The organism is Microbacterium sp. (genome assembly GCF_036277215.1).
GTDB lineage: Bacteria > Actinomycetota > Actinomycetes > Actinomycetales > Microbacteriaceae > Microbacterium.
Window position 1 is genome coordinate 15,845 of record NZ_DASUNI010000252.1, and the last position, 14,005, is coordinate 29,849.

Sequence of the window (14,005 nt, forward strand, 5' to 3'; positions counted from 1 at the left end):
TCGGGAGCGTCTTCGGTCCGCCGGTCAGTCTATCGACGCGGATGCCGCCGCCACAGGAAACGCCCCCCTGGAGTCGCGGGAGCAGCGGTCACAGGACGACCGCGATCGCCACGCCGTCCCAGCCTTTGAGGTCGAGGGTCTGCAGCGCCGTGGCGTCGAACCGCGGGTCGCGACCGAGCAGCTCGAGGGCGCGCTGCGTGCCGATCACCTGCGGGTTCATCGTCGCCGGGTTGGCCACTTCTCCCCCGCGTCCGATGTTGTCGACGACGACGACGGTGCCGGGATGCCCGAGCCGCGCCGCCCAATCCAGGTAGATCGTGTTCGACTCCTTGTCGGCGTCGATGAAGACGAGATCGAACGGCTCCTCGCTCTCGAGGGTCGGCAGCACGTGCTCGCCGCGCCCGATGCGGATGTCGACCTTGTCGCTGACGCCCGCACGTTCGAGGTTCGCCCGGGCCACCGCGGCGATGCGCGGCTCGGCTTCGATCGTGACGACGACCCCGTCGTCGGGGATGCCGCGGGCCATCCAGATCGTCGAGTACGCGCCGAGCGTGCCGATCTCGAGCACGCGCCGCGCTCCCGAGATGCGTGCGAGCAGGTGCAGCAGCTTGCCCGATACCGGCGCGACCTCGATCGGCGGCAGTCCGGCCGCGTTCTGCTCGGCGACCGCGGTCTCGAGCGCATCGTCGTGGCCGACGAGCGTCTTGGTCAGGTACGCGTCGACGCGTCGCCAGGTGTCGGGTGTGGGTGCGTCCATGACCCCAGCCAATCCCGCGTGACCGGGCGCGTCAACCACCGCGCGCGCCGCCCCTCGGTCTCCGCCGGCGTTTCCCGGTGATGCCGCCGAGACTGCAACTGCACATCGAGACTGCGGGATTCACCCGCTGTCTCGACCCGCGGATGAAGTCTCGCGGGTGGGAGAGCGGGGCTAGGTGAGGGGCTTGTAGTCGAGCGTGTCGGGCGTCGCCCCGGTCGAGACCGTCGCGAAGGAGGTGTATCCGTCGGATGCCGCGCGCTCGAGCAGCGCCTTCAGGTTCTTGGGTCGCTGCTCCAGTCGCACCCGCGCGCCGTCGGCGGTCAGCGCCGCCTTGAGAGCCAAGAGCTCGCCCAGCGCAACCTCGCGGTCGTGCACCAGCACGATCGCGCGCTCGTCGTCGTCTGCGGAGTCTGCGACCAGGTCGACGAGCCGCTCGAACCCGAGCGAGAACCCGACGGCCGGCACCTCCTGTCCCAGGAAGCGCCCGATCATCCCGTCGTAGCGGCCACCCCCGCCGAGCGAGTAGTCCACGCTCGGGTGAGCGAGCTCGAAGATCGTCCCGGTGTAGTAACCCATGCCGCGCACGAGGAACGGGTCGAACGCGAGCGGCAGGTCACCGGGCTGCGCCGAAGCCGGGCGGCTCGCCGCGACGGCGGCACCGATCCCGACGAGGTGTGCCACGACGTCGTCGGGGGCTCCTTCGGGGAGTGCGTCGCGGATCTGGGACTCTCCGAACGGATGCTGTTCCCGCGTCCGCGGCCGCACCAGGAACGCTTCGAACCGCTCGACGGCTGCGGGCGTCGCCGCGCGGTCGCGAAGCTCCGCCACGACGCCGGCGGGGCCCGCCTTGTCGAGCTTGTCGATCGTGATCAGCACGGCCGGCCGCTCGTCCGGGGCGAAGCCGAAGCTCTCCAGCATCCAGTCCAAGGCTCGACGATCGTTGATCCGCACACGGCTGCCGTCGAGGCCGAGGGCGTCGACCGCGTCGAGCGTCGCCACGATCAGCTCGGCTTCGGCACGGGGCGAGGCATCCCCCACGATGTCGATGTCGCACTGCATGAACTGGCGGTAGCGGCCCTTCTGCGGTCGCTCGGCACGCCACACCGGCGCGATCTGGACGGCACGGAAGACCGCCGGCAGGTCCGCGCGATGACTCGCGTAGAAGCGGGCCAGGGGCACGGTCAGGTCGTAGCGAAGCCCGAGGTCGGCGAGCTCGGCCGGGTCGTCGGCGGCGGCACGGATCGCGTCCGCGTCGAGGCCGCGCTTGAGAACGTTGTACGCGAGCTTCTCGTTGTCGCCGCCGATGCCGGCGTGCAGTCGCGCATGGTCCTCCATCACAGGGGTCTCGATCTCGTCGAAGCCGTGCGCACGGTAGCGCCGGCGGATGACGGCGAGGACCCGCTCGCGGCGGGCCTTCTCAGCAGGGAGGAAATCGCGCATGCCGCGCGGCGGGTTCACGGATGCCACGGTCTCATTGTTCCAGGTGCGCCCCGTCGGCTCGCGCGCGGCGACGCGGGCTCAGGCGACGCGCCGGAATCAGGACGATAGGTCGCCGATCTCTCCTGATCCGGCCGCATCTCCTGATCCGGTCGCGGACTCGGCGGAGCGGATGTCGGCCGAAAGCGCGCGCAGCCGCTCGCGCAGCGCCCGCTCGGCATCCCAGCCGTGTGCGCGCGCGGCGGCGACGAGGGCGAGGAGGGCGTCGCCGAGCTCCGCTTCCGATCGAGGAGCGGACGTTTCGTCTCGCCCTGCGGGCTCGCTCAACGACCGGGCGTCAGGAGCGGACGTTTCGTCTCGCCCTGCGGGCACGCTCAACGACCGGTGGGGTGCCGAAACGTCCAGGTCGACGCCGGCCAGAGCCGCCTTGCCCACCAGCTTCTGTGCGAGGGCGAGCGTCGGCATCCGCTCGGAGACGCCGTCGAGCACGCTCGTGCGAGCGCTCTTCTCGTGCGCTTTGGCCGCGTTCCACAGCACGAGCACCTGCTCCGGCGTCTCGGCGACCTCGCCGGCGAACACGTGCGGATGCCGGCGCACCATCTTGTCGGTCAGGCCCCTGGCGACGTCATCGATGTCGAAGGGATCCTCCGGGTCGCGTGAGGCGATCTCGGCGTGGAACAGCACCTGCCACAGCAGGTCGCCGAGCTCTTCGCGCAGCTCGACGCGCGTGCCCGACTCCACGGCGTCGATGAGCTCGGAGCTCTCCTCGACGAGGTACGGCACGAGTGCGCGGTGGTCGATGCGCTGCGTCCACACGCACCGGTCGCGCACCGCGTGCATCGTTTCGGCGGCCGCCCGCAGCGGATCGCCGCCGGCATCCCGCGGGTCTGGGGCGCGGGAGGAGGGGTCGGTGTCGGTCACGCGGGAACCTCCGCTGCAGCTGTGGCGGCGAGCCGCCGATGGTGTCGTGCCCGCCACGATACGAGCGCTCCGGCAAGCACGAGTGCGATCAGCGACCCCGCGAGCACGCCGAGGATGGCCTGGTCGCGCACGAAGGGCGCCTCGCTGAACGCGAGGTCGGCGAGCAGGAGCGAGACGGTGAAGCCGATGCCGCCGAGCGCGCCGGCGGCCAGAAGGTCGCCGAAGGCAAGTCGCTGGTCACCTGCGCCGGCCGCGATGCGCTGGGCGAGCCATCCCGCACCGGCGATGCCGATCACCTTGCCGATCGGCAGCGCGAGCAGGATCCCCCAGAAGGCCGGTGACAGATCGGATGCCGCCACCTGCGGGATCGGCACGAGAGCCGCCATGAACGCGAACACCGGCAGGATGATGGCATTGACCCACGGCTCGATCGCGTGCCGCACCACCAGCGCAGGGGTCTGTGCCATCGCAAGTCCAAGCAGTACGCCGGCGATCGTCGCATGCACGCCGGAGGCCAGCACCAGCACCCAGGTCGTGACGGCGAGGAGCACCAGCGCTCCCGCGATGAGGCCTCGCGCGCGGGTGTCGAGCATCCGGCTCAGTATCGCGAACGCCACGACCGCCAGCAGAGCCAGCGCGAGCATCCCGAGATTCACGTCGGTCGCGAACAGGACGGCGATGAACACGATGCCGACGATGTCGTCGAGGATCGCCAGCGCCAGCAGGAACACGCGGACGGAGGCGGGTAGGCCGCGCCCGAAGACGGCGAGCACTCCCAGCGCAAAGGCGATGTCGGTGGCGGTCGGCACCGGCCATCCGGCCTCGACGCCGCTGCCCGCGGTCACGGCGAGGTACACCGCGATCGGCACGACGACGCCGCCGGCCGCGGCGATCGCCGGCTGGATCGCGCGGCGGAAGCTCCGCAGCTCGCCGCGGGTCAGCTCGAACTGGAGCTCCACCGAGACGGAGAAGAAGAAGATCGCCAGCAGTCCATCCGACACCCAGTGCGCGAGGGACAGATCCACGGCGGTGCCCGCGATGCCGACGTGGGTTGCAGAGAACTCGAGTACAGCCGCGCCGATCGGCGAGTTGGCGACCGCCAGACCCGCGATCGCGGCGACCAGAAGCAGGATCGCCGGGAATCGGGCCGAGCGCAACAGCGACATGTCCCTCCATCGGGTGTCCGGACCGTGGCACCCGCTCGCGTCGTCGGCGCACCGCTCAGTCGGTCACGGCAGCCTGATCCGAGCCCGGCAACACCGTGCTCCATGCTAGCGACGACGGGCCGCGGCATCCGTGAAACACGGAACATCCGCGAAACACCACGGCATTAGCGTGGAGCGCATGCGCGAGCTCACCTCCACCGAAGTGATCGACCTCGTCGGGCGATTCGAGGCGGGGCAGGAGATACCCGAACGGATGCGCGCCGATGTGCGCATGCTCGGAGCGCTTCTGGGCCGCATCCTGCGCGAGAGCGGCTCACCGGGGCTGTACGAGGACGTGGAGCGGCTCCGCGTTGCGACGATCCACGCGTACACCGACGAGTCGCCGGAGGCGTTCGCGAGGGCCGCCGACATCGCCGACTCGTTCACGGTCGAACGCGCCGACGAGGTGGCCCGCGCGTTCACCTGCTACTTCCATCTCGTGAACCTCGCCGAAGAGCACCAGCGCGTGCGGATCCTGCGGGAGCGCGACGGAAGGCCTGATCGTGAAGAGGCGACCGACTCGGTCGCCGCCGCCTTCGTGCGCCTCGCCGCCGAGGTCGGCGACGACACCGCGCTCGCCCGCCTGCAGGGTCTCCGCTTCCACCCGGTCTTCACCGCGCACCCGACCGAGGCGCGGCGGCGCGCCATCTCGACGAGTATCCGGCGACTCGCCGCCTTCCTCGAAGAGCACGACGCATCGCTGCGCAACGGTGCGGACCAGCGTCGCGCCGAGCGGCGGATGCTCGAAGAGATCGACACCCTCTGGCGCACGGCTCCGCTGCGGCCCGAGAAGCCCTCCCCCACCGACGAGGTGCGGGCGGTGATGGCGGTCTTCGACGAGACCCTGTACACCGCCATCCCGCACGTCTACCGGCGCGTCGACGATGCTCTGCAGGGCCCGGCCGCGGGCGGGCGGGCGCCGGTGGTCAGACCGTTCGTGCGGGTCGGCTCGTGGGTCGGCGGCGATCGGGACGGCAACCCGTTCGTCACGGCATCTGTCACCCGCAAGGCCGCCGCGATCGCGAGCGAGCACGTCCTGCTGGGACTGGAGCGCACCGCGAACCGCATCGGGCGCGGCCTGACCCTCGACGCCTCCACGACTCCGCCGAGCCCCGCCCTGCTCTCGCTGTGGCAGCGGCTCAAGGCGGCCGACGAAGACGCCGCGATCGAGGTGGCGAAGCGCTCGCCCAACGAGCCGCACCGGCGGATCCTGCTGCTGCTCGCCCGGCGGATCGCCGCGACTCGCGCGCGCAACGCGGACCTGGCGTACCGCGACCCGGAGCAGCTGATCGCCGACCTGCGGATCGTGCAGGACTCGCTGGTCCGGGCGGGCGCGCCGCGGCAGGCGTACGGCCATCTGCAGCAGCTGCTCTGGCAGGTCGAGACCTTCGGCTTCCACCTGACCGAGCTGGAGGTGCGCCAGCACTCGGCCGTGCACGCGAAGGTGCTGGCCGAGCTCGATTCGGGTGCGCCGCGCACCGAGCTCACCGAAGAGGTCCTTGACGTCTTCCGCGCGGTCGCGTTCCTGCAGGAGCGCTACGGACCACGCGCCGCAGGCCGCTACATCGTGTCGTTCACCCAGTCGGCCGACGACCTCGCGAACGTGCACCGGCTCGCGGAGTACGCGGCGGGCCCCGGTGGCGCGACGCCGGTGCTGGACGTCATCCCGCTGTTCGAGACGTTCGCCGACCTGCAGGCCGCTCCCCGCATCCTCGCGGAGATCGTCGAGCATCCCGAGTTCTCGGCTCGACTCGACGCGACCGGGCGGCGCCTGGAGGTGATGCTGGGCTATTCGGACTCGTCGAAGGACGTCGGACCGGTCGCGGCGAACCTCGCCCTGTACGAGGCGCAGGCCGCGATCGCCGCGTGGGCTCTGCGCAACCGCATCGAGCTGACGCTGTTCCACGGACGCGGCGGTGCCCTCGGACGGGGCGGGGGTCCGGCGAACTCCGCCATCCTCGCGCAACCGCCGCATTCGGTCGACGGCCGCTTCAAGCTCACCGAGCAGGGCGAGGTGATCTTCGCCCGTTATGGCGATCCGGCCATCGCGATGCGGCACATCGACCAGGTCGCCGCGGCCGTGCTGATGGCCTCGGCGCCGTCGATCGAGGAGCGCAACAGCGACGCGGCGAAGCGATACGCGTCGGTCGCCGCGACGATGGACGCGGCATCCCGGGATCGGTTCTTCGAACTCGTGAAGGCGCCCGGGTTCGCGCCGTGGTTCGCTCAGGTCACCCCGATGGAGGAGGTCGGGCTGCTCGCGCTGGGCTCTCGTCCGGCACGGCGGGGGCTCTCGGTGGAATCGCTGGAAGACCTCCGGGCCATCCCGTGGGTGTTCGCGTGGACGCAGGCCCGGATCAACCTGGCCGGGTGGTTCGGGCTCGGCACCGCGCTGGATGCCGTCGGCGACGAGGATCTGCTGCGGCGGGCGTACCAGGAGTGGCCGCTCTTTCACACCATGGTCGACAACGTCGCGATGAGTCTCGCGAAGGCGGACCCGCGCATCGCACGGCGTTACCTCGATCTGGGCGACCGCGAGGATCTCGCTGAGATCGTCATGGACGAGATGGCGCTGACGCGTCTGTGGGTGCTGAGGGTCACCGCCGGTGCAGACGTGCTCGACAACAAGCCGGTGCTGCAGCGTGCGGTCAAGATGCGCAGCCCATACGTCGACGCGCTGTCGCTGCTGCAGCTGCGTGCGCTGCGCGCCCTGCGCGATGATGCAGCCGCGGGGCGTGCGGCCGACCCCGAGCAGCAGCGCCTCCTGCTGCTGTCGGTGAGCGGAGTCGCCGCCGGCCTTCAGAACACCGGCTGACGCGCGTCGCTGCGTCGGTCGGCGCGCGACCCGGGTACCTTGGGCGCCATGACGAGGACATGGGATGACAGCGCCGTGGCCCTCAGGCCGGCAGAGATCTGTCCGGTCTGCGAGTCGGTCGAGGTGAGCGACATCGAGCAGGACTGGTTCGTGCTCGAGCTCGATCGCGGTGACGAGGTGCGCCGGGATGCCGGCGACGTCGTGGTCGAGTTCGCCTGCCGCGCGTGCGGCTCGCACTGGCACTGAGCTCTCCCCGACCGGAACGGGCGTTCCGCCGGAGATCTCCCGCAGATGGCGATCCCGCGGAGACGGCTGCGACCGGGCGATCAGTCGAGTTGGACGTCGCGTTCGTGCCGTGCGAGGCTGCGGCCGTACCGCTCCGTGAGCTGGACCATCAGGTCCGGTGTCTCGCGGTCGATGCCGAAGACGTATCCGGGGAAGTCCAGCTCCTTCTGCGCCGCCCAGATCTCCTCGTGACGCTCGGGCGGGAGGATCTGGACCGGATCCCCGACCGCGACCCAGCCGATCGGAACCACGCTCTGCGGTGGCAGCACCGAGCGCAGGTGGACGACGGCGTTGATGCGCACCTCGCTGCGTTCGCCGATGCGAGCGCCGTTGAAGATCCGCGTTCCGGTCGCGAGGAACACCTCGTCGCCGATCGTGGCTCCCGAGACGCTGGCCATCGGACCGACCAGCGTGTGGTCGCCGATGTGCACGGGGTTGGTCGAGCTGGCGCGGATGAGGGCGTTCTCCATCACGATGACGTTCTCGCCGAGCGTGATGGGGCCTCCCTCCGCAGTGATGACGGCACCGTGCAGGATCTGGCAATCGGCGCCGATCTCGACATCTCCGCTGATCACCGCCGTCGGCGAGACGACCGCGTCGCGATGGATGCGGGGCTTCGCCCCGAGATGCTCGAACTTCATCGTCCCCTCCGCCTGTTCACTTGGAGTACCGCACTTTCCGGGGCTGTTTCAGGCCGAGCATGTAGGGCATGCCCTGCCCGACCGCCGCGAACGTACTGCCGAGCCGCGCCCGCCAGGACGGCGCGCGCAGCGGCGCCAGGGAGCCGTCGAGGTCGGCCACGTCGACGAAGTACGCGCGGACGGTGCCGATCCCCTCGAGATCGGGCGAGATCTCGTGGACCGGAGCGGGCAGCGAAGCCTCGTCGGTGCTGTACAGCTCCTCGGACAGCAGAACGTACTCGGGTATCCCCACCGGATTCTTCAGCAGCCGGTGGACGAGGATCACGTCGATTCCGACCAGCTTGGTACGCCCGCGGATGTTCTGGGTGGCCACCTCACCCACGTGCGCCACGAACTTCAGCTTGAGATTCCCTGCCTCTTTGCAGCCGCCGCACGGACAGAGGTTCGTCGCGACGTACTGACGCTCGAGGTGGAAGGCGCGATGCATGGCGACAGCGACCTGCAGGATTTCGGTGACGGTCTGATCAGGGTTCTTGCTGCCGGCCCGGCGGGACAGGAACGCGGCGTCCCCCTCGATCTCGACGAGGTCGAACCCGCGGGCGGCCTGGATCATCCGGTCGAGAATCCGTGCCGTGTTGACCTCGGCGTGAGCCAGGCTCATGCGGTGCGTGCTCATGTACTCGGTGTAGCCGCCGATGTCCGCGATCAGGAGGGCGGCACGCTCGGACGTCATGCCTCACACTCCCATCTGCGCCGCCCCATCTCAACTGACCGAACAGTCATGTCGCGGCCGGCGGTTCGTCGAACGGCTCCCGCGGCCGGAACCGGTCGAGCTGGTGATCCACTCCGGCGGCGGCCGCCTGTGCGCTCGGGGTGTAGCCGAGGACGACGGAGATGAATCGATCCGAGCCGAGCGCACGCAGCCCCAAGGCGGTCCGAGCCACGACGGTGGCGGTCCGGCGGGTGCGGCGCAGCAGCGCGATCTCGCCGAAGCCCTCCCCCGGCCCCAGCGTCGCCACGACGCTGCCGTCGCCCACGACGTCGGCTTCGCCCGACTCGATCACGTAGTAGCGGTCGCCGATGTCGCCCTGGGTGATGACCGCTCGGCCCGCCGGCACCTCCATGGGCTCCAGACCGCGGGCCAGCTGCTCGATCGCCGGCAACGGCAGCGGGTGGAACATGGGGACCTGCTGGAGGAGCCCGATGTCCAGGTCGAGGAGGTCGACGGATCTGTCCAGACGGCGGAGCCGCCACCACGATGCCACCGCGAGAACCGGGCACACCAGCCCGATCGAGATCAGCGCCGCCTCGACCCCGAGCCATTCGATCACCGCCGAGGCGAGGATCGCACCGAGCCCGATCGACACCGCGACCAGGCTCTCCAGCACTCCGAAGACACGCGCCAGCACCGCATCGGGTGCCAGTCGCCCGATGAGCGTGAAACCCGCGACATCGATCAGCGCGTTGCCCACTCCGACGAAGGCGAGCAGAAAGAGCGCCGCGGCCTCCTGCGGAAAGACGCCCACCAGCGCGATCGGCAGCCCCCACAGGCCGACTCCGACGGCGAACCACGCACCCAGTCGACCGGTTCCCACCAGCAGGGACGCCCCGAGCGAACCCGCCACCGCCCCGACGCCGACGGCCGCCATGAGCGCTCCCACCCCGGGATCGCCGGTCCCCAGCAGCTCGATCGCGACGACCACCGAGAACACCGTGAGCGCACCGCGGGTCAGGGATTGGGCTGCCGCAAGGCCCAGGATGAGCAGGAGGTCACGACTCCGCGCAACGGCGCGCACACCCTCGACCGCCTCCTTCAGCAGGTGGGGGCGGCGCGCCGCGGCCGGGCGCGGCGGGGCGTCGTAGCGCACCCGCAGCAGCAGAAGCGCGGCCCAGAACGACGACGCCGCCGCCACCGCGAAGACGACCGACACGTCGGTGAACGCGAGCAGGACCGCCGCCAGCAGGGGACCCACGAGCGTGGCCACGGAATCGAGCAGACCCCGCACGACGTTGGCGCTGGCCAGTTCGTGGCCGGTGCGGCACAGTGTCGGCAGAAGCGCCGAGTGCGCGGGCCGGAACAGGGTGGCGGCGATCGTGGAGAGCACGGCCAGCGCGTAGACGACGATCACAGGCCCCGCCAGTGCCACCGTCACCGCAGCGATCGCGGTGGCGAGGCCGCGGAGCGTGGAGACCACGACCAGAACACGCTCGCGCCGACCTCGGTCGGCGAACGGGGACAGCAGCGGTGCCAGGAGTGCAGAGGGAAGCATCCTCAGCAGCCCCACCAGGCCGAGGGCGAGCGCGCCGCCGTCGTTATAGGCGACGATGCCGAGTGCGACGGTGAACGCCCACTCGGCCGTCCACGCACCCAGGAAACTGAGCTGGGCGCGCCGCAGATTCGGGTTCCGCCAATTGCTCGTGAAAGCGGCTGCGGCCTCCGCGAGCCTGCTGCGGCTCGCCTCTGGGCCCATGCGGTGACTCTAAGGCCTGCGCCCGGTCCCTGGCCAGCGAACTGAAGGGGCGCCTCCGTCAGGAGGCCGGCGCCGCCTCGGCCGGCACGGCGACCGTCAGCGGGAACAGCTGATCCAGCAGCTGGCGTACCCAGGCGATGAGTTCGGCATCCGCCACCCGCTCCCCGTCCGCGCGCGGGAGGGGGATTACCAGCGCCTCTCCCCCGGCGAGCACCTTCGCGCTCGGGTACAGCCGCTGGAGCCGCACCCGCATCGAGTCGGCGAGGTCGGCGGGCGCGATGCGCAGGTTCGGACCCATTGCGACGACATCGGCGAGGCCCGCCTGGGCGGCGCGCCGGCGCAGCCTCGCCACGGCGAGCAGTCCCTCGGCCTCGGCCGGCAGCTCTCCGTACCGGTCGCGCAGCTCTTCGACGACGGCGTCGATCGCGTCGTCCTTCGCAGTGAGGGATGCCGCGGCCGAGAGCTTCTGGTACGCCTCGAGCCGCAGCCGCTCGCTGTCGATGTACGACTCGGGGATGCGGGCCTGGACCGGCAGCTCCAGCCGCAGCTCGGTCGGCCCCTCGGTCTCCTCACCGCGGAACGTGGCGACCGCCTCGCCGATCATGCGCAGGTAGAGATCGAAGCCCACGCCGGCGATATGGCCCGCCTGCTCGGCGCCCAGCAGATTGCCGGCGCCGCGCAGTTCGAGGTCCTTCAGTGCGACCTGCATCCCGCTGCCCAGGTCGTTGTTGACGGCGATCGTCTCCAGGCGGTCGGCCGCGGTCTCGGACAGCGGATTATTCTCGTCGTAGAGGAAGTAGGCGTAGGCGCGCTCGCGGGCGCGGCCGACGCGACCTCGCAGCTGGTGCAGCTGTGAGAGGCCGTACTTGTCGGCGCGGTCGATGATGATCGTGTTCGCGTTGGCGATGTCCAGACCCGTCTCGATGATCGTCGTCGAGACCAGCACGTCGGCGCGGCGCTCCCAGAAGTCGTCGACGACCTGCTCGAGCGCGTGCTCTCCCATCTGCCCGTGGGCCACGGCCACCCGCGCTTCGGGAACCAGCTCGGCCAGGTGCGCGGCCACCCGCTGGATGGACTGCACGCGGTTGTGCACGTAGAACACCTGCCCCTCGCGGAGCAGCTCGCGGCGGATGGCGGCGGCGATCTGCTTGTCGTTGCGGGCGCCGACGTAGGTGAGGATCGGATGCCGGTCCTCGGGCGGGGTCTGCAGCGTCGACATCTCGCGGATGCCGGTGACCGCCATCTCGAGCGTCCGCGGGATCGGCGTCGCGCTCATGGCGAGGATGTCGACGTTGGTCTTCAGCTTCTTCAGCTGATCCTTGTGCTCGACTCCGAACCGCTGCTCCTCGTCGATGATGAGCAGGCCGAGATCCTTGAAGATGACCTTCTCCGTGAGGATGCGGTGGGTGCCGATGACCATGTCGACGGTGCCGTCGGTCAGGCCGGCGAGGGTGTCGCGCGCCTGCTTGTCGGTCTGGAAGCGCGACAGCGCCCGCACCTGCACCGGGAAACCGGCGAAGCGCTCGGTGAAAGTCTCGAGGTGCTGTTTGACCAGGAGCGTCGTCGGCACCAGCATCGCGACCTGCTTGCCGTCCTGGATGGCCTTGAAGGACGCCCGTACGGCGACCTCGGTCTTGCCGAAGCCGACATCACCTGAGAGCAGTCGGTCCATCGGGATGGCCTTCTCCATGTCGGCCTTGATCTCGTCGATCGTCTGCAGCTGGTCCGGGGTCTCGGCGAACGGGAACGCCTCCTCGAGCTCGCGCTGCCAGGGCGTGTCGGGACCGAAGGCGTGGCCCTTGGCCGCCATGCGCGCGGAGTACAGCTTGACCAGCTCGACCGCGATGTCGCGCACGGCTCGCCGGGCCTTGCCCTTGGCCTGCGCCCAGTCGCTGCCGCCCATCTTCGAGAGGGTGGGCGCCTCACCGCCGACATACCGCGAGAGGAGGTCGAGCTGATCGGTCGGCACGAACAGCTTGTCGCCGGGGTAGCCGCGCTTGGACGGCGCGTACTCGAGCACCAGGTACTCCCGGACGCTCTTGACCGGGTTGCGCCCGCCGCTGGAGACCTCGCGCTGGGTGAGTTCCACGAATCTGCCGATGCCGTGCGTGACGTGCACGACGTAGTCGCCCATCTTCAGCTGCAGGGGATCGACGACGTTTCGCCGTCGCGACGCGAGCTTCTTGACCAGGCGCTGATCGCCGCCGATGGTCCGCCCGTAGAACTCGGCCTCGGTGAGGACGGCGAGCTTCGCATCGGGCACCTGGAACCCGCGCTCGAGGGTCGAGAGCACGACGTGTGCGACGCCGGGCTCGGGCGGCTCGATGACCGCGTCGACCCGCCGCGCCGCGATCCCCCGCTCCGCGAGCACGTCACGGGCGCGCTCCACCAGCCCGGTGCCGGAGGCTGTGACGACGACGCGCCAGCCGTCCGCGAGCAGCCCACCCACATGCGCGGTGGCCCCGTCGACGTTGCCCTGGAACGACGGGACCGACGAACCCGGGACGCGGATCGCCGTGTCGCCCGCGCCCGAACCCTCGAGGAGGCCCTCCGCCGAGGCATCCGCGGCTCCCGAATCGAAGGCGCTGAGCGTCCACCATGCGATGCCGCGATCGACGGCTGCTTCGCGCAGCTGCGGCAGGCTGACGAAATCCCCCGAACCGAGGTCGACCGGGCTCGCCGCCCCTGCGGTCGCCGCGCTCCACGCGGCCTCCAGGAACTCACGGTTCGTCTCGAGCAGGGTGATCGCCCGGGTGACCGAGCGCTCGGGATCGACCAGCGCGATCGCCGACCCCTCCGGAAGGTAGTCCACGACGGTCACGATGTCGTCGACGAGCGCCGGGATCAGCGACTCCATGCCCTCCGCCGGGATGCCCTCGGCCATCTTCTCGAGCATCCCTCGGATGCCGGGGAATTCGTCCTTGAGCTGCCTCGCGCGATCGCGCACCGCCTGGGTCAGCAAAAGCTCGCGGCTCGCCGGGAGGTCGACGGCCGGCACCTCGCCGGGGAGGGAGCGTTGGTCGGCGACGGAGAAGGCGCGGATCTGGTCCACCTCGTCGCCGAAGAACTCCACACGGTACGGGTGGTCTGCGATCGGCGGGAAGACGTCGAGGATGCCGCCGCGCATCGCGAACTCGCCGCGGCGGGAGACCATGTCGACGCGGTGATAGGCGAGCTCGACGAGCCGTTCCGCGACGTCGGCGAGATCGTGCCCGCGCTCGCCGACCGCCAGATGCACCTCGGCTGCGTCGGCGAGGCCTGCAGCCAGCGGCTGCAGCGCACCCCGCACGGACGCCGTGACCACGAGCGGCGTCTCGCCCCTCCAGCGCGCGATGCGCCCGAGCACGTCGAGGCGGTGGCCCACGGTCTCGGGGCTCGGGCTGAGGCGCTCGTGCGGCAGCGTCTCCCACGCCGGGAAATGCATGACCTCGGCTCCGGGAAGGAGCGCCTCCAGCGCGGGGCCGAGCGATTCG

At 70.5% G+C, this 14,005-nt stretch carries 10 protein-coding genes; 2 read left to right on the top strand and 8 right to left on the bottom strand.

The features are described 5' to 3' along the window. Positions 1-88: 88 nt before the first annotated feature. The 4 genes from VFX99_RS12545 to VFX99_RS12560 form a co-directional block, all read right to left on the bottom strand. Complete coding sequence (locus tag VFX99_RS12545) at positions 89-757, bottom strand: O-methyltransferase (RefSeq protein WP_329666627.1); 669 nt, start codon at positions 755-757, stop codon at positions 89-91. Positions 758-928: 171 nt separating this feature from the next. Beyond that, complete coding sequence (gene hisS, locus VFX99_RS12550) at positions 929-2,197, bottom strand: histidine--tRNA ligase (RefSeq protein ID WP_329666636.1); 1,269 nt, start codon at positions 2,195-2,197, stop codon at positions 929-931. A gap of 96 nt (positions 2,198-2,293) precedes the next feature. Continuing rightward, entirely contained in the window at positions 2,294-3,034 is a 741-nt protein-coding gene (locus VFX99_RS12555; RefSeq protein WP_329666637.1) for a MazG family protein, read from the bottom strand. Positions 3,035-3,111: 77 nt separating this feature from the next. Then, on the bottom strand, positions 3,112-4,281 hold the full coding sequence (locus tag VFX99_RS12560) for a Na+/H+ antiporter NhaA (protein ID WP_329666628.1): 1,170 nt from the start codon (positions 4,279-4,281) through the stop codon (positions 3,112-3,114). A gap of 178 nt (positions 4,282-4,459) precedes the next feature. On the opposite strand from VFX99_RS12560, the gene VFX99_RS12565 reads away from it, so the two are divergent. Further along, positions 4,460-7,135 (top strand): phosphoenolpyruvate carboxylase, encoded by a 2,676-nt coding sequence (locus VFX99_RS12565; protein WP_329666629.1) that lies wholly within the window; start codon positions 4,460-4,462, stop codon positions 7,133-7,135. A gap of 48 nt (positions 7,136-7,183) precedes the next feature. After that, positions 7,184-7,381: a hypothetical protein gene (locus VFX99_RS12570; protein ID WP_329666630.1), complete on the top strand. Its 198-nt coding sequence runs from the start codon at positions 7,184-7,186 to the stop codon at positions 7,379-7,381. Positions 7,382-7,461: 80 nt separating this feature from the next. Here VFX99_RS12570 and VFX99_RS12575 read toward each other — a convergent pair whose 3' ends face one another. From VFX99_RS12575 to mfd, 4 genes are all read right to left on the bottom strand, one after another. Continuing rightward, entirely contained in the window at positions 7,462-8,061 is a 600-nt protein-coding gene (locus VFX99_RS12575) for a gamma carbonic anhydrase family protein (RefSeq protein WP_329666631.1), read from the bottom strand. Positions 8,062-8,077: 16 nt separating this feature from the next. Next, positions 8,078-8,794, bottom strand: a complete 717-nt coding sequence (locus VFX99_RS12580; RefSeq protein ID WP_329666632.1) for a DUF2652 domain-containing protein — start codon at positions 8,792-8,794, stop codon at positions 8,078-8,080. A 46-nt stretch (positions 8,795-8,840) separates the two neighbouring features. Then, entirely contained in the window at positions 8,841-10,532 is a 1,692-nt protein-coding gene (locus tag VFX99_RS12585) for an MFS transporter (protein ID WP_329666633.1), read from the bottom strand. A 58-nt stretch (positions 10,533-10,590) separates the two neighbouring features. After that, positions 10,591-14,005, bottom strand: a 3,415-nt coding sequence (mfd, locus tag VFX99_RS12590) for a transcription-repair coupling factor (RefSeq protein ID WP_329666634.1), incomplete at its 5' end; no start/stop codon positions are given.